At 42.8% G+C, this 18,227-nt stretch carries 19 protein-coding genes; 8 read left to right on the top strand and 11 right to left on the bottom strand.

Annotation, left to right across the window (positions count from 1 at the left end; translation table 11 throughout):
* The first annotated feature begins 148 nt into the window (after window positions 1-148).
* The 4 genes from FHG64_RS08505 to FHG64_RS08490 all read left to right on the top strand — a co-directional run bounded on the left by FHG64_RS08505 (window position 149) and on the right by FHG64_RS08490 (window position 3,747).
* Window positions 149-1,924 carry a 1-deoxy-D-xylulose-5-phosphate synthase gene (locus FHG64_RS08505; protein ID WP_139065996.1) on the top strand — a complete coding sequence of 592 codons (1,776 nt, stop codon included), beginning with the start codon at window positions 149-151 and terminating at the stop codon, window positions 1,922-1,924.
* Window positions 1,925-1,947: 23 nt separating this feature from the next.
* Complete coding sequence (locus tag FHG64_RS08500) at window positions 1,948-3,009, top strand: DUF3078 domain-containing protein (RefSeq protein ID WP_246054356.1); 1,062 nt, start codon at window positions 1,948-1,950, stop codon at window positions 3,007-3,009.
* Window positions 3,010-3,204: 195 nt separating this feature from the next.
* Window positions 3,205-3,447 (top strand): type II toxin-antitoxin system ParD family antitoxin, encoded by a 243-nt coding sequence (locus FHG64_RS08495; protein ID WP_139065995.1) that lies wholly within the window; start codon window positions 3,205-3,207, stop codon window positions 3,445-3,447.
* The gene (locus FHG64_RS08490; protein WP_139065994.1) at window positions 3,448-3,747 is read left to right on the top strand and encodes a type II toxin-antitoxin system RelE/ParE family toxin; all 300 of its coding nucleotides are present in this window, start codon (window positions 3,448-3,450) and stop codon (window positions 3,745-3,747) included.
* A 465-nt stretch (window positions 3,748-4,212) separates the two neighbouring features.
* Here FHG64_RS08490 and dgt read toward each other — a convergent pair whose 3' ends face one another.
* From dgt to FHG64_RS08455, 7 genes are all read right to left on the bottom strand, one after another.
* Window positions 4,213-5,556: a dGTP triphosphohydrolase gene (gene dgt / locus FHG64_RS08485; RefSeq protein WP_139067933.1), complete on the bottom strand. Its 1,344-nt coding sequence runs from the start codon at window positions 5,554-5,556 to the stop codon at window positions 4,213-4,215.
* Between the two features lie 240 nt (window positions 5,557-5,796).
* Window positions 5,797-6,756: a ribonucleotide-diphosphate reductase subunit beta gene (locus tag FHG64_RS08480; RefSeq protein WP_139065993.1), complete on the bottom strand. Its 960-nt coding sequence runs from the start codon at window positions 6,754-6,756 to the stop codon at window positions 5,797-5,799.
* Between the two features lie 354 nt (window positions 6,757-7,110).
* Window positions 7,111-7,935 carry a DUF4412 domain-containing protein gene (locus FHG64_RS08475; RefSeq protein WP_168191339.1) on the bottom strand — a complete coding sequence of 275 codons (825 nt, stop codon included), beginning with the start codon at window positions 7,933-7,935 and terminating at the stop codon, window positions 7,111-7,113.
* Window positions 7,936-8,002: 67 nt separating this feature from the next.
* Window positions 8,003-8,749 (bottom strand): hypothetical protein, encoded by a 747-nt coding sequence (locus tag FHG64_RS08470; RefSeq protein ID WP_139065991.1) that lies wholly within the window; start codon window positions 8,747-8,749, stop codon window positions 8,003-8,005.
* A gap of 95 nt (window positions 8,750-8,844) precedes the next feature.
* The gene (locus FHG64_RS08465; protein WP_139065990.1) at window positions 8,845-9,804 is read right to left on the bottom strand and encodes a hypothetical protein; all 960 of its coding nucleotides are present in this window, start codon (window positions 9,802-9,804) and stop codon (window positions 8,845-8,847) included.
* Window positions 9,805-10,031: 227 nt separating this feature from the next.
* On the bottom strand, window positions 10,032-10,496 hold the full coding sequence (locus tag FHG64_RS08460; RefSeq protein WP_139065989.1) for a hypothetical protein: 465 nt from the start codon (window positions 10,494-10,496) through the stop codon (window positions 10,032-10,034).
* A 443-nt stretch (window positions 10,497-10,939) separates the two neighbouring features.
* Window positions 10,940-11,533, bottom strand: a complete 594-nt coding sequence (locus tag FHG64_RS08455; RefSeq protein ID WP_139065988.1) for a DUF3109 family protein — start codon at window positions 11,531-11,533, stop codon at window positions 10,940-10,942.
* Window positions 11,534-11,680: 147 nt separating this feature from the next.
* On the opposite strand from FHG64_RS08455, the gene FHG64_RS08450 reads away from it, so the two are divergent.
* Genes FHG64_RS08450 through FHG64_RS08440 form a run of 3 tightly spaced genes read left to right on the top strand, consistent with a single transcriptional unit; the run spans window position 11,681 to window position 13,107 of the window.
* The gene (locus tag FHG64_RS08450) at window positions 11,681-12,256 is read left to right on the top strand and encodes a MarC family protein (RefSeq protein WP_139065987.1); all 576 of its coding nucleotides are present in this window, start codon (window positions 11,681-11,683) and stop codon (window positions 12,254-12,256) included.
* Window positions 12,257-12,301: 45 nt separating this feature from the next.
* The gene (locus FHG64_RS08445) at window positions 12,302-12,499 is read left to right on the top strand and encodes a hypothetical protein (protein WP_139065986.1); all 198 of its coding nucleotides are present in this window, start codon (window positions 12,302-12,304) and stop codon (window positions 12,497-12,499) included.
* Entirely contained in the window at window positions 12,499-13,107 is a 609-nt protein-coding gene (locus FHG64_RS08440) for an FAD-dependent oxidoreductase (RefSeq protein ID WP_139065985.1), read from the top strand. Before FHG64_RS08445 ends, FHG64_RS08440 begins: the two co-directional genes overlap by 1 nt.
* Here FHG64_RS08440 and FHG64_RS08435 read toward each other — a convergent pair.
* The 4 genes from FHG64_RS08435 to FHG64_RS08420 form a co-directional block, all read right to left on the bottom strand.
* Window positions 13,099-13,320 (bottom strand): hypothetical protein, encoded by a 222-nt coding sequence (locus FHG64_RS08435; protein WP_246054354.1) that lies wholly within the window; start codon window positions 13,318-13,320, stop codon window positions 13,099-13,101. The two genes, FHG64_RS08440 and FHG64_RS08435, sit on opposite strands and share 9 nt — an antisense overlap.
* A gap of 97 nt (window positions 13,321-13,417) precedes the next feature.
* Entirely contained in the window at window positions 13,418-15,004 is a 1,587-nt protein-coding gene (locus FHG64_RS08430; RefSeq protein ID WP_139065984.1) for a S41 family peptidase, read from the bottom strand.
* Window positions 15,005-15,436 carry a deoxycytidylate deaminase gene (locus FHG64_RS08425; protein ID WP_139065983.1) on the bottom strand — a complete coding sequence of 144 codons (432 nt, stop codon included), beginning with the start codon at window positions 15,434-15,436 and terminating at the stop codon, window positions 15,005-15,007. It abuts the gene before it with no gap.
* Between the two features lie 102 nt (window positions 15,437-15,538).
* Window positions 15,539-16,129, bottom strand: a complete 591-nt coding sequence (locus FHG64_RS08420) for a HupE/UreJ family protein (protein ID WP_139065982.1) — start codon at window positions 16,127-16,129, stop codon at window positions 15,539-15,541.
* Between the two features lie 1,084 nt (window positions 16,130-17,213).
* Between FHG64_RS08420 and FHG64_RS08415 the strand changes: the two genes are divergently transcribed.
* Entirely contained in the window at window positions 17,214-17,909 is a 696-nt protein-coding gene (locus FHG64_RS08415) for a protein-L-isoaspartate(D-aspartate) O-methyltransferase (protein ID WP_139065981.1), read from the top strand.
* Window positions 17,910-18,227: the final 318 nt, after the last annotated feature.

The raw sequence follows: 18,227 nt of genomic DNA, 5'->3' as shown, positions 1-18,227 counted from the left end.
GCAGCATGCTGCGTCCCCACCATCGCCAGCCACAAAGGGGGAAAATTAAATTGTAGAAACGCAGCATGCTGCCTTCATACCACATCCCCTACCGCCAACCAAAATTTTTGGCCTTCCAAATTCAAATCCAAAATGTACCTTTGTTGCTATGGCATATAAAATCCTGAATAAAATTGATTCTCCTGCGCAGTTACGGGAACTTCCTGAGGAAAAGCTGGCGGCATTGGCGGGTGAATTAAGGAAATTCATCATAGATATCGTAGCGACCAAGGAGGGCCATCTGGGTGCCAGTCTTGGGGTGGTGGAACTCACAATCGCATTGCATTATGTTTTTAATACTCCCAATGATCTCCTTGTATGGGATGTGGGCCACCAGGCTTATGGCCATAAGATTCTTACCGGGAGAAGAGAGTCGTTCCATACGAACAGGCAGCTGGAAGGCCTTAGCGGATTTCCCAGGCGCAGCGAGAGTGAGTACGATACCTTTGGTACGGGTCACTCCTCCACCTCCATCTCTGCAGCACTGGGAATGGCCATTGCCTCGGCCTTGCAGGGAGACCTGGAGAGGCAGCATATCGCCGTAATTGGAGATGCCTCTATCGCCAGCGGGATGGCCTTTGAAGGCCTCAACCACGCCGGGGTGACAAAGGCAAACCTGCTTGTCATCCTTAACGATAATGCCATTGGAATTGATCCCAGTGTTGGCGCTTTAAAGCAATACCTTACCAAAGCGAGGGTAGGATATAAACCTGCACAGGATAATATTATTGAAGCCCTTAATTTTAAATATTTTGGTCCGGTAGACGGGCATGATCTCCCTGGGCTTATAAAAACCCTGGAGGAATTGAAAAAAGTTGATGGTCCCAAGTTCCTGCATGTGATCACTACAAAAGGGAAAGGGCTCAAAAAGGCTGAGGAGGACCAGGTGAAATATCACGCCCCGGGTAAATTTGTGCCAGATACCGGGGAACTGCTGCCGTATGATACCTACGGGCTTCCCCTTAAATATCAGGATGTTTTTGGACTTACCCTTGTTGAACTGGCTCAAAAGAACGAAAAGATCATAGGAATTACCCCGGCAATGCCCACCGGAAGTTCTCTTAAATATATGATGGAGGCTTTTCCTGAAAGGGCCTTTGATGTGGGTATAGCCGAACAGCACGCTGTAACCCTGGCAGCCGGTATGGCTACCCGGGGGCTTAGCGTTTTTTGTGCGATCTATTCCACTTTCCTTCAAAGAGCTTATGACCAGGTGATCCACGATGTGGCGCTGCAAAATCTACCTGTAATATTCTGTCTTGACAGGGCAGGGCTGGTTGGCGAGGATGGGGCTACGCATCATGGTGTCTTTGATATATCATATTTACGATGTATTCCCAATATGATGATCGCAGCTCCTGCAAATGAACATGACCTGCGTAATTTGATCTACACGGTACAGGAAGAACTGCCGGGCCCTATTGCTATAAGATATCCGCGAGGGAGAGGTGTATTTCCCAACTGGCAGCTGCCGTTCAAAAAAATGGAATATGGAAAAGGGGAACAGGTAAGGAAAGGAAGCAGGATTGCTGTTATAAGTATTGGCAGTATTTTTCATAATGTGGAGAAGGCTATCGATCTAATAAATAAACCGGGGAAAATCGCACATTTTGATGCCAAATTTGTTAAACCTCTGGATGAGAGCCTGCTTCACGATATATTCCATAATTTTGCGAAGGTGATCACAGTAGAGGATGCTGCGGTGACAGGAGGCTTCGGTACCGCGGTGCTGGAATTTGCAGCCTTACATTCATATAGCGCTACCATAAAATGCCTTGGGATCCCAGATGAGTTTATTGAACACGGAAGTTTGGAAGAATTATATGAAATTGCCAAAATTGACGTTGAGAGTATAGGAAAGACCATGACGGACTTGTTAAGTTAAATTTGTAGTCCCTGCAGAATATTATGTTTAAAAGAATTGAATACCCCGTTCCCTTTTTAATATGCTTCTTATTTTTTACCACCGGGATCTTTGCGATGCCGGCTGCTCCCCGAATTATAAAGGCAGAGTTCAAACCCCTGGTTGGTATTGATACTACAGGTACTGCCTTGCCCACTATAGATTCTACCAGTGTGGAGAGTGTGGCCGATGTGCCGCAGGAGGTGATGATATTCTGGACAAAAAAGAATGCCGTGGGAGTCAACTTTAATGAGGTAGCTTTCGTGAACTGGAATGCAGGGGGAAACAATTCGGTTTCAGCATTGTTCCATGGGAATTTTGAACGCCGTTATCAAAAAGATCTCCTTTCCTGGCGAAGTAATGCCCAGGTACGCTATGGGATCAATGCGCAGGAAGGCAGGGAACTTAGAAAAACTGAAGATCAAATAGTAGTGAACTCTACCTTTGGTTACAGGAGGGACTCGATATCAGATTTTCGGTATTCGGCAAAATTCAATTTTAATACCCAGTTCGCCAATGGGTACAGATATCCTGATACCGAACAACCCATTTCCAAATTCATGGCTCCGGGTTATATTTTTATCGGGATAGGAACAGAATATACACACCCAAGAGAAGATCTAACAGTATACCTCTCCCCGGTAACACAAAAATCCACCTTCGTTCTGGACAGGACGCTGGCGAATCAGGGACGGTTTGGGGTTACCCCTGCAATTAGGGATGAGGAGGGTAACATAATCGAAGATGGAGAAAGAGTACGTACCGAGCTCGGGATCCTGCTCACCAGCGGTTTTACCAAAGAGATATTTGATAACGTAAATCTGGATAATCAATTAAGCCTGTATTCAGATTATCTTAACCGGTTTGGAAATATCGATGTGGACTGGGAGCTCAATGTGAATATGCAGGTGAATGACTTCATTAAAGCCAGTATTGGCTCACACGTGCGCTATGATGACGATGTAAAGGTGCGCGAGGACATTAATGGAGATGGCCAGCTGGAAACCCTTGGCCCGCGTATTCAGTGGAAGCAAATGCTTGGAGTGGGAGTGGTTTATAATTTTTAGAGCCTGATGCCCTTGTCCTATTTTCTAAACTTCAGATCAAGACTATACGAAAATCGTTCTTTCAGGCTCAAAACCTGGCGAGACTGGATTTTGATTATTTAATATTTCTTTCAATCCTTCCTCGTAGAAATTTATCAATCAGAAAAACTGAATTTATACCAATTTTTGGTATATTAGAGTTCAATATGTAGTTTTATGAATAAAAACACCTCCATTTCCCTTGGGCAATATTTTGAACAGTTTGTGAAAAGCCGTATTGAAGAAGGGCGCTATAAAAACGTTAGTGAAGTTATACGAGCAGGATTGAGGCTTTTAGAAGAGGAGGAAAACAAAGCTGCTGTTTTAAGGATCGCCATTCAGGAAGGGATTGATAGCGGGATTGCTACTGATTTCGATCCAAAAAGACATCTGAAATCTTTAAAAGCAGGTAGAAAATAAATGGCCGGATTTAGGCTGACTAATAAAGCCGTTCAGGACTTGTCTGGAATTTGGGAATATACGCGTGAATTCTGGTCTGAAAAGCAAGCCGATAAATATTACGAAACACTTATTCCCATTTGTCGCCAAATTGCTAATGATCCAAATCTCGGTAAGAATTATGACGGGATCACTCCGGGTTTGTTAGGTTTAAAAACGAACCGACATATTATTTTTTATCGAGTGATGAATGAGAATTATGTAGAAATTTCAAGAATTCTACACGAGAGAATGGACTTAAAAAAGAGGATCTCTGGATAAAGAAATTTTCAAACTCCCATCTCTTAGTTAAGTTCTCTTTTTGCTTTCTTTCACGTTCAAACCTCACAGGTTTTTAAAACCTGTGAGGTTTACCTGGCGAGACTGGATTTTATATAATCAGGATTTCTGCTTTGTCCCGTTAGGGACTACATATGGGTAGAATCGAACCAGGTAAAAAAATCTCGTGCCTTTAGGTACGGCATATAAAATTTGTGTCATATTCTGTACCTACGGCACAGGTAGACGTTGGGATTATTTTTTCTACCCATAGATAGTCCCTACGGGACAAGTTATTTGAGCTACTTAAAAATTTTAAGTAGTTAACTATGTTTTAAAATTGTGATTATCAGAGTGGCGGTACTATAACTTCTCTCTTCTCTTCTCAATTTTCTAATCCAGAAGTCTCTTGTTTCTTGGTTCTTGATTCTTGTCTCTTGCCTCTTGATTCCGCCTCCGCGGCGACGATCACAATCTCAACCCTTTATATTTTTCAAACGACGCCACCGTAAACCCATCTGTAAGCGAAGCGGTATAGGAGCATATTTCCAGGAGGGTGTTGTAAACAGATCCTTCCCCTGGATTTAATCTTGCTACAGATTTTCTTACCAGGCCATTAAAATTGGAATCCTCTTCCTCAGGGCTGGCGGGAAGGAAAGCACTGGTATAAGTGTCCAGCAGGTGGGAGAGCATTTTATAGCCGGCAATCTCCTTATTGATCACCTCTTCGCTCTGGTAGATCTTTTCCACGCTTATTTTTATAATATCCTTGATCTGGGCTTCATAGCTGCTCTTATCAAAAAGGGATTCGTGAAATTCGCCCTTGAGGATAGCCTCCTCATTCTTCAGGAAGATCTCTACCGCTTCGGTTATAAGAGTATTAATGGCCAGTGCCCGCAGGTAGCTAAGCCTGTCGGCAGTATTGGTAAGGGCATTGTATTTGGCAGTATTGATGCTGTTCTTTACCAGCTTAATGAGATATTCCAGGGCATATTCCTCATCGATAAGGCCTAAATTGATCCCATCCTCAAAATCAATGATGGTATAACAAATATCATCTGCAGCCTCCACAAGGAACGCGAGTGGATGTCTTGCAAAAGCTACCTGTTCTCCTTTTCTCACCTGTAAAAGCCCTAGTTCTCCAGCCACTTCCTCAAATATCTCTTTCTCGGTTTGAAAGATGCCGAATTTCTTATCACCTATATTTCGGGTGGGTCTATGCGGAAGGGATTCCTTTGGGTATTTTATAAATGCTCCCAGGGTGGCATAGGACAGGCGTATACCTCCTTCAATCCCGGGCCGGGTCTGGGTAAGGATTTTAAAGCCGTTTGCATTTCCTTCAAACCTGATGAGGTCCTCATATTCTCCTGCGGTAAGCCGGTCTTTAAATCGTTTGCCATTTCCAAGGCTGAAATATTCTCCAATCGCCTTTTCACCCGAATGTCCAAACGGCGGATTCCCAATATCGTGTGCCAGGGAAGCTGCGGCTACTATAGCGCCAAAATCATTCATCTGGTAACCGTGGATGGTGTTAAGGTGCGGGTGCTTTTCCAGGATCTTTTGTCCTGCCAGCCTGCCCAGGGAACGTCCCACTACAGATACTTCCAAACTATGGGTAAGGCGGGTGTGAACAAAATCTGTTTTTGAAAGGGGGATGACCTGGGTCTTGTCCTGCAAACTTCGAAATGCCTGGGAGAAGATGATCCTGTCATAATCTACTTCAAAACCCAGCCGGGTCTCATTTTGTTCCTTGCGTAACCTTTTGTTTTTATCTCCATATCTCTTTAGAGAAAGGAGCTGTTCCCAGTTCATCATTATTGTGCTATTTTATTTGAATTATCCCTTTCATTTCCCTGCTGCAGGTATTTTTGCCCGGCTGCCAAAAATAATAAAAAAGGGAAGTAAACTCTCGAATACTTCCCTTTTTAAGGTAATTGACATTATTTGTCGGGGGATAAAATCTTTAGGTGCGGTTTTCCCTGTTTCCGCATCTCTATTCGTTAGCCGGTACAGCCGTGATGGGGGACACGGCTGTACCGGCTTAGAGTCGGCCTAATGACCGGTATTCTGGTTTATCTTATTAGTATCCTGTTCTTTAGTTGTCTTTTTCAATTCTCCTGCTCTCCTTTCCAGGATTCCCACCTGTGGAGAGGGGGTATTGTTCATAAAAGCATAAGGGCTTTCACTGCCGAATTCCTTTTCACAACCAAAGGCTTCCAACAAAGCATCGGTAACAAATTCTAAATGCTGTGTGGTGGCAGCGGGACTAAGGCCGCTCATATTAATTGGAAGGCAGGAGGTGAAAAATTGTTCTTCTATCCTGTGAGCCTGCAGGAGGATCTCGCGTATCCTGGCCTTGCTCACCCTGTTTGTCAAATGATTGTTATGCAAGTAACAGGCGAAATCCCTGTGGGTCTCAAGGTCCCTTGCAATTAGGTTTCCCGCATAAGTTAATCCCGGGAGCAGATTGCGGTTCTTCAACCTGTTAATAACACAAGCGGTTCCCGTAGAGAAAATCCCTTTTAAAGCAGCCATCGCAACCAGTCTTTCGGCAAATGCTGCGGTCTCAAAAGCAGCCTGCCAATTTGATCTTTCGATAAATGTTTTGGAAGAGGTTACCTTCTCTGGCAGCTCCTCATATTCTGCTTCTTCGGGAATGTAAATATTCAAAAGCATAGAGAAAGTTTCCCGGTAAGTGTTTTCCATCATTTGCTGGAAACCAAAAAATGATCCTGACCCCGGCTCCTTTATTTCAGTATTTAAGGACGCGGTTAAATTACGGCTCAAGTCCTGTGAAGCAGCCATGAATGCCAGTAATTGTTTAAGATAATTTTGTTCGCGGCTGGAGAGTTTGGTATTCCAGTCCTGCACGTCCTGATGGAAGTCTATTTCTTCAGCAGTCCAGAAGGTGGCCTGTGCTTGCTTGAACCAGTCCCAAATATCATTGTGTTTTACAGGAAAAATTACAAATCTGTCTTTGTTGTCCTTGAGAATAGGTTCCTTATTTGGCATTTTTAGACCCGTTTCGTATTGATTATCAGCCGTATTGATTTTGGCTTTAACAAATATGAAAATTAATATCAGGTAAAAGGAGAGACTCCGGCAAACGTTTTCAACAAAGTTTTTAACATAAAACAGGAAATTTTGGATGCTGTTTTAAGGCTTTTAAAGGATCAAAACGCTGATTTCCAAACAAATATATTTTAAAGATTATAAAAATAGGTTCAATTAATTTTTAACAAGTGTTGAGGGTCATTTGGTTGAGGTCCAGGATAATACCCCTTCCTTTGTTTTGTTATTTACAAAATCGAAAAAAAAAGATCCCGTTCGTGATGAGAACGGGATCCGGAAATAAGGCCGGTTAGTTTATTCTCCTGCCATACTCTTGTATTCATTCTTTTGGATGCTGAAGGGTTTTTTCTCCAATGCAGTGCAGGTCATTGAGACGTTCTCCTTTGCTTTTTTCTTGCCCTCCATGATCATTTGCATCATAAGTCCATTTGCATCTTCCAGCCATTGCGGATCAAATCCTTTAGGGAGCTGTGTGTTTTCATTCCTGTAGATGTCATTAAAACTTATTTCCGGCTCTGAGGTTACATAAAAGGTATAGACCATATCCTCATTCTCTGCCTGGAAACCCTTGCAGTCATAACCCAGGATCTCTTTACTTCCTATGGGTTTAAATGACATTTCCTCGTTGTACTCTTCAGCCTCCTTCATATCTTCAGCCGTTAGTTCAGGCATTTTTGTTGCCATGACCATTTTGTTTTCCCCGGAATTCATGTACATCACATTCATTTGCCTCTTGTGGTCCATCACCATAAAAACATCATTTTGCGGCATGCGAATTCCAAAATAGGGGGCATCTTTTTTAAGAAAGTATTCCATCTCCATATCCCCCTGGGCAGTGTTCATAGTCATAACATAGCGCCATTCAAATTCATACACCTCCGGCACCTCGGCCACATCCACCATTTCAAAACCTGGAGCAAAGCCGGTTTTTCCAAAGTCAAAATTCAGCATGTTATCCATTGACTTTCCTGCCTCTGCAGCAGCCTTGTCGGCCACCTTATTGGTGACTGTGTTTTCAACCCTTTGCTCCACTTTTTTCTGAAGCTTCTTTAAAAACTGCGCTTGTAACGGCAGGGCGCAAAAGGCCACTAAGATTCCTGTTATTAGTACTTTTTTCATGGTGTACATCTTTAAAATATTAAAACTACATTCTTTGGATCCCTTTAAAAATTAGTGGGGTAAGGGCTCAATTTCCAATGGCCAGCCATTGGATATCTTCTGGCAGGTTTTCCACCCTGCTTACAAGTGTTTTTGAAGGATAGGTTTTTCCTGTTTTTGAGGTAAAAACATCTGTAATCTCATATTTGATCATATTCCAGCCCTTTTGCAGCTTTACATCTACCAGGTATGTGTCTTCATATGATTCACTATCATTACCAGTATAGGTGGGCGTTACACATTTGCCGTTGGCAAATCCTTCCTCTTCCATAAAAAGCCATTCTAAATAATAACCCGGTATTACACTCTCCATTCCGTAAGATTTTAACCAGGTGGCAACTTCGATTGAGCTGGCGGCATAAAGGATCCCCAATTCTGTGAAGCCCGATGGGTCTGTAAGAAATAATTGAGGAAGACCGCTTACTATAGCCTCTCCGTTGATAGTCACAGCAGATTCTTCATTAAGACAGGGGAAGGTGGTGGCGAGCGTCTTATAACTCATAGACCAGCCCTGTGGGGCGTTAGCGGCTTCTTTTTCAGCAATTTCTCTAAAGCTGTTCAAATAATCGGGATCCAATGGAATATTCATGGTCCCGTCTTCACTAATGGTCCCAATCTTTGTCATTTCATCATTGAACATTCCAAAATAAACGATAAGGCTCTCCCCCTGGGTCCAGTTGGTTACATTTCCCTGGAGGCTACTTTGTGCAGCGGTGTTATAGGTAAAATAAAAGAACACCGGGAGCACTACCAGTTTAAGAATTAGATGTCTCATATCCAAGCAGTTTTAAGGTGGAATACTCATATATTAACTGCAAAAAGTACTTTCCAATTTATATATTTCCTATACCTGTTTTCCCTCCAATTTTATCACCGTTTACTTAACCTGTTGCCGGGGATACTAAAAGTTACCAGCATATTTTTGGACCTTGGGTCGGGCACTTCGGCTATAAAGGCATAATTTCCCGGGGTAAGGGTGGCAGTGAAATAGGACGTCTTTCCTTCGGGCATTTCCTGGGTGCCGCCAAGGAATATGACCCCTTCTGGTACCGGCGTTTTAAAAGCATCTGGATCACTCCAGTTCATCCAGGTATTTAATTCATCCAGGTTGGCATTCTCCTCCAGCCGCACCAGGTGCACATCGTGTCCTACAAAATGTTCGTGTGGTTTTTGATCGCGAAAGAATACAGAAAAATTCATTTTCCCCTCACGTGGATTTTCTTTGTAGGTAATGCCTTCATCTGCCGAGATCTCCAGGAGCACATCCTCATACGGTGGTTTTCCTTCTCCTTTAGTCTCTTTCACTTTAAATTCCTCCAGCATGCCCATAGCTGTATGAAACATCCCATTGGGCATCTTGACGTAACATTCTATCACATAATTGCCGGGCTCGAGATCTACTGTGGTGATTGCCGCTCTACCAGGAGAAATAAGACCGGGGCCTCCTGTGAAGACCACATCAAAGAACCAGGCCGGGAGGTCATTAAATTCAGCAAATCCCTGTTCGCTGTCGCCGTTATTTATATAATCCATCGCCCTGTTGAATACAGGTACCACCTCCTTGCGGGTGTTCTCTATGCTTTTACCTTCCGGCAGTTTTTCCAGCACAAAAAAATGCGTATCCCCGCTGCGGTTATCATATTTAAAGGTTGTCCAGCCCGAAGGGAACTCTGCCGGGAGTTCAAAATTCATTCCCGTAGAGACTACCAGGATAGTATCCTGTGCCATCATATGCCGTATTTCCTCCTGCTGGAAGCTAAAGGCATTTCCAGCCAGGAGTAGCGAACTGCAAAGCAGGAATATTGAGATAATTTGATCGTTCAACTTCATATGCTTAATATTTGGACAGCCGGAAAATTGGCCAGATTAAATTTCCTTTTTCTCCACTGCTGTGGGAAGCAGGGTTCGTGCTTTGGAGTTAAACTTGTTAGGGAAGTGATCTAAATTTACAAAAAGAAATGATCCTTCAAAAGTTTTATCGCACAAAATCAATAACTTAGAGTTATTGACGGTCTGCGATTCCGAAAAAAACAGTGGTTAAAATAATCTGCAAATTTTCAATTTGCTTTAAGAACAAAGGATCCTTTTTGATTGGCCAAAACAGTGGTTTTTATTCCTGCCAGACTAAAGCGGCTGCCGGGGGCATATTCCGGCCCTGGAAGAAAATCGGTGCCGGGCATTAGGTTTTCCATTGTATTAATAGTGAAAACAGAGCTCCTGCTGTTTACGATCTTACTGTCCTTTATTTTTAAAGTGCCTTCTACACTTCCTAAATAATATTCACACCTGTAACAATCTTCCTTTAATTTATAGAGCTGGTGCTCCACATTGGGTTCTTTTAAAAATACCTCGTTGATCCCGTTGGTTTTGGGATCTACAGAGTATACCAGGGCAGTATTCTTTCGGAATTCAAAGTCCTCTATCGGGCGATCGGGTTTTTGGATCTGGGCCTGCGCAATAGAGCAGGTTAGAAGACCGGTCACAAAAAGAAGGGCCATTTGGCGTAAAGTAATGCTATGCATAAAATAAAATTGTAAATTCTTTAAAAATGCAGATGAATAGGGGAATGCAACAGGATTTAACTGTGAAGGGCTCCGGGACTGTCGGGCAATCGCAGAGGGGTTCATTTTTGGAGTAGCTTCCTAAGGAAGGGAACAGTAAATTTAAAGAAAATTCCTCACGGGAGAATTCAGATATTAAAAATAATATTGTTGCCCGGTTAAAATAGTCTGGATCGCTTCCGCTGCTAGAATATAGAGCGTGGACTAACTTCTACGTATATAGGAAACAACACCTGACGAAATTCTAAAAAGCGTGAAATTTCTTAAACAATTCCGGATTCAAAGTGAACGCCTGAGTGAGAATTATATGGTCTCTGATTATTTACAGCAAGGCTTAACATACATTCACCTATCTTTAATCTCACACCAAAGATGAGATATAAAGAATTAGTTGATTAGGGGAATTAACGTTTAACGGCCTTTTCTTTTTTCAGTTTAAACTCCAGGGCAGTTTTCTCCAGTTCCTCATACCAGTCTTCCCCAAATTTTCTAATCAAAGCCTCCTTTACAAACTTATATACCGGTACCTGTAATTCCTTCCCCAGGGAGCAGGCATCATCGCAAATATGCCAGTGGTGGTAGTTCACAGCCGCAAATTCTGAATAATCCTGCACTCTTACGGGATACAAATGGCAGGAAACAGGTTTTTTCCAGGAGATCTTTCCCTGGTTATAGGCTTCCTCGATGCCACAAAGTGCAATGCCTTTGGTGTCAAAGGTGACATAAGCACAATCTGCCCCATCGATCAGCGGGGTTTCAAATTCCCCATCCTCGCCAATTATCGAAGTTCCCTGTTTTTCGATGGCTTCGATACCTTCAGGACGAAGGAATGGTTTTACTGCAGGATAGATCTCCTCCAGGATTTTGGTCTCCTCCTCATCAAGAGGGGCGCCGGCGTCGCCGTCAATACAGCAGGCACCTTTGCAGGCAGAGAGGTTGCACACAAAATCTTTTTCAAAGATCTCTTCAGAAACGATGGTTTTTCCCAGTTGAAACATGCGGCAAAGATATCTAATTATGTGAATTTTAGAAACACTTCAGCAGCCAAAAACACAGGCAATGAAAACAGACTTTATTTTACAGTTATATAACGCGGGATCTGGTTTTAAAACTTAATTTTGCCCAGAATTTTAAGATCCTTAATTATGAATTTTGATCTCCGGGAAATCGCGACTGCAAGCATGATCCTTTTTGCGGTAATAGATATTATTGGGAGTATTCCAATCATCATTGACCTGCGAAAAAAAGCGGGGCATATTCAAAGCGAGAAGGCTACTATTGTTGCGGGTATCCTTATGATCGTGTTCCTGTTCGTGGGGAAGGAGATCCTTAACCTTATTGGGATAGATGTGAATTCCTTTGCGGTAGCTGGTTCTTTTATCCTGTTCTTTCTTGCTCTGGAAATGATCCTGGGCATTACTTTATATAAGGATGACGCACCAGAGACTGCTGCGGTGGTGCCGCTTGCCTTTCCGCTCATCGCGGGAGCGGGTACCATGACAACGCTGCTTTCCCTAAGGGCAGAATATCATACTGTGAATATAGTAGCTTCTATCCTGGTAAATATCATCATTGTATACATTGTGCTTAAATCCTCTGGAAAGATGGAAAGGTTTTTGGGGAAACAAGGCATCAATGTGATACGAAAAATATTTGGTGTAATTTTGCTGGCGATAGCTGTTAAGCTTTTTACCACGAATATTCAAAGCCTGTTTGATTAACCGGAAAACTACAGGTTAAGCTTCCGGCAAAAAAAATAATCTATTATGAAGATCTTTATATATATCCTTATGATCATTGCGGTGGCAGTAATTGGGTATAATTTTACCGTACTGGATTTTGAAAACCTCCTTGCGGGGCAAAGCGGGATTGCCCTTATAGGGATCCTTTGTGCCGCCTGCGTGCTGGTACTCCTGGGCATTCTGCTTACGTCGCGTGCTATTGCTAAGAAATCCAAACAATAATGAATTTTGAGGTGATGATCGTAGGGGCCGGTGCTGCCGGACTTTCCTGCGCCCTTGTTTTAGGGTCGGCGAAAGAAAAATCCTACGCACAAAATCATTCTGTAGGAATTATTGCGCACCAGAAGGCTTCGCATTTACAATCTGCTGTGATCAATAATGCATTGGGCATTACCCCGGGTACCACGGGAGCAGAGATCCTTCGGGAAGGCCTGGTTCATCTGGAGAAATTATACCCGCAGGTAGTGCAGATCTCCCGGGAGAAAGTGATCGAAATTTCAGTTGAGGGTGAGGGAATCAGGTTACGCACCAATAAAAATTCCTACAAATCTAAAATTATAGTTGTCGCTGTGGGGTATACAGACCTTATGAAGATAAAGGGGCTGGAGTCCTATATCATTCCGCATAAAAAATCCCCTTCAGCAAAGAACAGGATACAATTAAAGAATGAAGACCACCTGGTGCTCCCGGGACTTTATGTTGCAGGTACCCTTGCAGGTCACAGGAGCCAGTATGCTATAGCCTGTGGGAGTGGAGCTGCCGTTGCTACAGATATTTTGACCTTGTGGAATGATGGAGAGCACACTAAGGTGCACGATAAATTAGAATAAGGTAAAGTAGGTAATCACAGTTACGGGAAGGCAGGCGATCATAATGATAATAAAGATCCTGTGGAGTTTCCTGAACAGTAACGCGCGCTTAAGTTGCTTTTTAAATCTAAAGTCGGCAGAGGATTTTATCTGTTCCTCGATTGCTTTTAAAGAGACATTTGAAGAGTCTACCAGGATCTCCTTTTGCAGGAATAACAAGGCACTGTTGTCCATTAACCTGAAGCTTACAGCTATTATGTAGAAACACAGGGGGGACAACAATAAAAAAATGGCCGTATAGTCATTATAGGCATCCATGCTTACGAATATACTAGGAACTTTTAGATAATTCAATGACTTTTTCTACAATTCGGTCATCTTCATTAATTAATCGCTGAAATTCATCGGTGCCAAACAATTGCTGGGCCATAACAGCCGTTAGGTAACGTTTCACCAGGGGCTTATAGTTATTGATCCTCACAGGAATATTCTGGGAGCGGGCATATCTACGAAAGTCCTCTACAGTCTCATCATTTACAAGTTCCCGGTTGTTGAATTCTTCCCAGCTAAGGGAGTTGTAAAAGCTACGGTCTTTTTCAAGCTGCTGGAATACGAAAGTGCTCAGGAAGCCGCTGCGCAGGATATAGGTAAGGTTTTCCTTCTCCACATTGGTATCCTTTGGCACAAACACATCCGGAATTATTCCCCCACCACCATAAACTATGCGTCCTCCCGGGGTCACATATTTCAAACTGTCATCCACGCTTATACTATCGGCACTGGAAAGTTCACCGTTCTTATACCGGCGTATATAGTCATTGAAGTAAGCCTCATTGCCTTCTTCATAAGATTTCTGAATGGACCTCCCTGTAGGAGTATAATAACGCGCAATTGTAAGACGCACAGCACTGCCGTCGCCCAGTTCCATTTCCCTTTGCACCAGGCCTTTTCCATAAGATCTACGTCCAATAATGGTACCCCTGTCATTATCCTGGAAGGCCCCCGCTATGATCTCACTGGCAGAAGCAGAATTCTCATTGATAAGAACAAAGATCTCCTTGTCCTCATAAGTACCCTTTCTACTGGAAAAAGTCTCTTCCATAGCCCCTTTCTTGTTTTTGGTAAAGAGGATTGGCTTCCCGTCTTCCAGGAATTCATCTACTATATTTATGGCTTCTGAAAGATAACCGCCAGGATTATCCCTAAGGTCCAAAGCGATTTGGGTTGCTCCCTGTCTCTTTAATTCTTTAAGGCTTTCCTTAAATTCTTTAAAAGTAGTTTCAGCAAAACGGTTTATTTTAATGTACCCAAGATCATTGGTAAGCATATATGCAGCATCCACACTTTTTAAAGGTACCCTTCCACGCTTTACATTGAACTTGAGCAGATCTTTTAGTCCTTTTCGAAAAACCGTAAGGGTAACATTTGAATTCTCGACTCCTTTAAGCTGACTTATAAGCGAATCATTGGTCATATTGCGGTCAAAAAGCTGCTCGTCATTGGCATAGAGGATGCGGTCCCCGCCTTTGATCCCTATGCGTTCGCTGGGGCCTCCTTTAAGGGGCTGTATTACGACAATGGTGTCATTTACACTCTGGAAACTTACGCCTATCCCAACAAAATCGCCTTTCATACTTTCTGAAACACTGGCATATTCCTGCTGTGGGATATAGACTGAATGAGGGTCCAGATTCTCCAGGATCCTGTTCACCGTGATATCCACAATACTATCTGTATTCACCGCGTCTACATATTCGTAGTCAATGTAATCTATAAGCCGGTTGAGTTTTTCCTTCTTGGGATTGGAGGAAAAAAGCCCCTGATTTTGGGTAAAGTTTATCTTTGAGCCAAGCAGGATCCCTGCGGCACAAACAAGCCCCAATAAGAGCGGAAGGTATATTTTGTTGTTGTTCTTCAATTAAGTATCAAGCTCTGTTACCTGTTGTAATTTAACCCCGGCCTTTTGTAAAAAATCAAGGCCAGAATTGTCTTTATAATCTATTTGATACACCACCCGGGTGATCCCGCTTTGGTGAATGAGTTTGCTGCATTCCTTGCAAGGGGACATGGTAATGTATAAGGTTGCACCCTGGCAGGATTGTGTAGAGGAAGCTACCTTAAGGATGGCATTTGCTTCAGCGTGAAGTACGTACCATTTTGTATAACCCTCTTCATCCTCACAAAAATTCTCAAAACCGGTGGGGGTACCGTTATATCCGTCGGAAATTATCATCCTGTCTTTCACAATAAGTGCGCCAACCTGCTTTCTTTTACAGTGGGAAAGCTTCCCCCATTCCCGGGCTATGCGCAGGTAGGCCTTGTCATATTTGAGTTGCTTGGTATCTTGCATATCTTAAAAAAAGCTTTGCAATATTCCCGCAGGCACCTGTGAAAGAGGACCTACTAAAGTATTGCAAGGTGAGGTTTATTACAATTTAAGTGAGTTAAAATTTTATAAAAACGGCTGTATATTTTCACGTAAGATAGGAAGAATAACCCCTATAACTATAGATGAGGTAACAATGATCCAGTCCCGCCGTGATACCCGGAAGAAATTCTGAAAGATAAAGGAAAATAAAAGCACCACGAATGCCACGATAATAAGCGCCGCTTCTATTCCCAATGCAAATTCTATAAGCGGAAGGAATTTGGTTTCCTGGTTCCCCGCCACCATTTTAAAGAAGGTAGAAAATCCGAAGCCATGTATGAGGCCGAAGAATCCTGTGCTGAAGTAGAGCAATCCTGCATTGAGCTGTTTCTCTTTTCGTTTTGCGGTAAACAGGTTGAAAAGTGCAGTTACCAGGATTGTCACGGCAATGAGCAGCTCGATCCACTTACTGCTTATGCTCACCACCTGGTAAACCGAAAGAAATAAAGCAACAGTGTGACCCAGGAAAAAGATGGTAACCAGCGACAGCACCCGTCTCCAGGAAGAGAAACTGTAAGCAGCTACAAGGACGATCAAAAATAAAATGTGATCATAGGCATTCCAGTCCAACACGTGTTCCAGGCCCAGATTGAAGTACAACCAAAATTCAGACATAAATAAGTAATATTACGGGCCGAAATTACGAAAAAATAGTTAGTCGTTTTTCTGTTGTCAGTTGTCGATTATCGGTTATCAGTTGTTGGCTTGTTCGGGGAAGGTAATTCTCATTTTTTCGAGGTTATTTTTACTTAACCACGGAGTTGCCTGCGGCGTTTGTTGGTTGGGGTTTGGGGTTTGTTGTTGTTTTCCGTTTACTGTTTACCGTTTTCTGTTGGTTTTTTACTGGGGTGGTTAAGTCTTATTTTTTCGAGGTTATTTGTTATTTAACCACAGAGTTTAAAGGGAGTTTAAAAAGGAGTTTCACGGAGGCAACTGGATTATGGATTTTAGCAGATTACGCGGAAAAGTATAAATAGTTATTTTTTTGTTCCCCCTTTGGGGTTAGGGGGCTTTTCATTTTTTCGAGGTTATTTGTTATTTAACCACAGAGTTTAAAGGGAGTTGAAAAAGGAGTTTCACGGAGGCAACTGGATTATGGATTTTAGCGGATTACGCAGAAGCCAGCAGTTTGGCGTTTACCGTTTTCTGTTTTCCGTTGGGGCTTTGATTTGGAGACTGTTTCTCATTTTCTCGATGCAAATTTTATTTAACCACAGACTTTTTAAAGTAGATTTAAATAGGAGTTGGACGGAGGAAAAAGGATTACACAGCGACCTTGAGGCACAACGATTTTTTTGTTCCCCCTTTGGGGTTAGGGGGTTTTTCATTTTTTCGAGGTTATTTGTAATTTAACCACAGAGTTTAAAGGGAGTTGAAAAAGGAGTTTCACGGAGGCAACTGGATTATGGATTTTAGCGGATTACGCAGAAGCCAGCAGTTTGGCGTTTACCGTTTTCTGTTTTCCGTTGGGGCTTTGATTTGGAGACTGTTTCTCATTTTCTCGATGCAAATTTTATTTAACCACAGACTTTTTAAAGTAGATTTAAATAGGAGTTGGACGGAGGAAAAAGGATTACACAGCGACCTTGAGGCACAACGATTTTTTTGTTCCCCCTTTGGGGTTAGGGGGCTGCGTCCAGACTTTCCATTCTCCACTTTATTTCATATATTATACTAGCATCCAATTAATTACGAAATCATGAAAACAGGAATAATTTTACTTGGATTAATCCTCTTCATCATAATTCCCGAAACTGTTCAGGATGGATTCCAGCAACAGCGGGAACAAATGGTGAAGAGGCAGCTGGAGGCGCGTGGAATAAAAGATCAAGCCACTTTGGATGCCATGCGCAAAGTAGAGCGGCATAAACTGGTGCCCGAAGATATGAAAAAAAATGCCTATCGGGACGGTCCGCTGCCAATAGGAGGGGGGCAAACTATTTCGCAACCCTTTATGGTAGCCTTTATGACAGAAGCTATAATGCCAAAACCAGATATGAAGGTGCTGGAGATTGGAACCGGCAGTGGATATCAGGCAGCGGTGCTGGCAGAGATCGTTGATGAGGTATATACCATTGAAATTGTGGAAGAACTAGCCCGCCGGGTACAGGGAGATCTAAAAGATATGGGCTATAATAATATTCACTTTAAAGTAGGTGACGGCTATCATGGCTGGGAGGAACATGCTCCATTTGATGCTATCATCGTCACTGCCGCCCCGGAAGAAATTCCGCCCCGGTTGGTGGAGCAACTAAAGGAAGGCGGCAGAATGGTCATCCCGGTAGGTGCCAGGGGAACGGTGCAAAACCTGCAACTTATTGAGAAACGTGCAAATGGAAAAATAAGGACCCGGGAGCTTATGCCGGTGAGGTTCGTGCCGTTTACGAGGGATTAGTCTTTAGTCTTTAGTCTTTAGTCGTTAGATGGGATGGCCTGCGGCGTTTGTTGTTTGGTGTTCGGGGTTTGTTGTTGTTTTCCGTTTACTGTTTACTGTTTTCATTCGTTTACTGTTTTCTGTTTTCTGTTGGTTTTTTACTGGGAGGTTAAGGCTCATTTTTTCGAGGCTAATTTTTATTTAACCACAGAGTTTAAGGAGTTTAAAAAGGAGTTTCACGGAGGCAAATGGATTACGTGGATTTTAGCGGATTACGCGGAAAAGTATAAATAGTGATTTTTTTGTTCCCCCTTTGGGGCCAGGGGGCTTTTCATTTTC

It is taken from the genome of Antarcticibacterium flavum, assembly GCF_006159205.1.
Classification (GTDB): domain Bacteria; phylum Bacteroidota; class Bacteroidia; order Flavobacteriales; family Flavobacteriaceae; genus Gillisia; species Gillisia flava.
The sequence above is the reverse complement of the archived record's forward strand: the minus strand, read 5'-3'. Positions and strand labels throughout refer to the sequence as shown.

Bases quoted from the DNA above. Each gene is read 5' to 3' on its own strand.
- FHG64_RS08480 (WP_139065993.1), bottom strand. From the start codon at position 6,756: ATGCCAAATAAGGAACCTATTCTCAAGGACAACAAAGACAGATTTGTA.
- FHG64_RS08465 (WP_139065990.1), bottom strand. From the start codon at position 9,804: ATGAAGTTGAACGATCAAATTATCTCAATATTCCTGCTTTGCAGTTCG.
- FHG64_RS08440 (WP_139065985.1), top strand. From the start codon at position 12,499: ATGAATTTTGAGGTGATGATCGTAGGGGCCGGTGCTGCCGGACTTTCC.
- FHG64_RS08475 (WP_168191339.1), bottom strand. From the start codon at position 7,935: ATGAAAAAAGTACTAATAACAGGAATCTTAGTGGCCTTTTGCGCCCTG.
- FHG64_RS08425 (WP_139065983.1), bottom strand. From the start codon at position 15,436: ATGCAAGATACCAAGCAACTCAAATATGACAAGGCCTACCTGCGCATA.
- FHG64_RS08490 (WP_139065994.1), top strand. From the start codon at position 3,448: ATGGCCGGATTTAGGCTGACTAATAAAGCCGTTCAGGACTTGTCTGGA.
- FHG64_RS08415 (WP_139065981.1), top strand. From the start codon at position 17,214: ATGAAAACAGGAATAATTTTACTTGGATTAATCCTCTTCATCATAATT.
- FHG64_RS08450 (WP_139065987.1), top strand. From the start codon at position 11,681: ATGAATTTTGATCTCCGGGAAATCGCGACTGCAAGCATGATCCTTTTT.
- FHG64_RS08500 (WP_246054356.1), top strand. From the start codon at position 1,948: ATGTTTAAAAGAATTGAATACCCCGTTCCCTTTTTAATATGCTTCTTA.
- FHG64_RS08470 (WP_139065991.1), bottom strand. From the start codon at position 8,749: ATGAGACATCTAATTCTTAAACTGGTAGTGCTCCCGGTGTTCTTTTAT.
- FHG64_RS08435 (WP_246054354.1), bottom strand. From the start codon at position 13,320: ATGGACAACAGTGCCTTGTTATTCCTGCAAAAGGAGATCCTGGTAGAC.
- FHG64_RS08445 (WP_139065986.1), top strand. From the start codon at position 12,302: ATGAAGATCTTTATATATATCCTTATGATCATTGCGGTGGCAGTAATT.
- FHG64_RS08495 (WP_139065995.1), top strand. From the start codon at position 3,205: ATGAATAAAAACACCTCCATTTCCCTTGGGCAATATTTTGAACAGTTT.
- FHG64_RS08420 (WP_139065982.1), bottom strand. From the start codon at position 16,129: ATGTCTGAATTTTGGTTGTACTTCAATCTGGGCCTGGAACACGTGTTG.
- dgt (WP_139067933.1), bottom strand. From the start codon at position 5,556: ATGAACTGGGAACAGCTCCTTTCTCTAAAGAGATATGGAGATAAAAAC.
- FHG64_RS08460 (WP_139065989.1), bottom strand. From the start codon at position 10,496: ATGCATAGCATTACTTTACGCCAAATGGCCCTTCTTTTTGTGACCGGT.
- FHG64_RS08505 (WP_139065996.1), top strand. From the start codon at position 149: ATGGCATATAAAATCCTGAATAAAATTGATTCTCCTGCGCAGTTACGG.
- FHG64_RS08455 (WP_139065988.1), bottom strand. From the start codon at position 11,533: ATGTTTCAACTGGGAAAAACCATCGTTTCTGAAGAGATCTTTGAAAAA.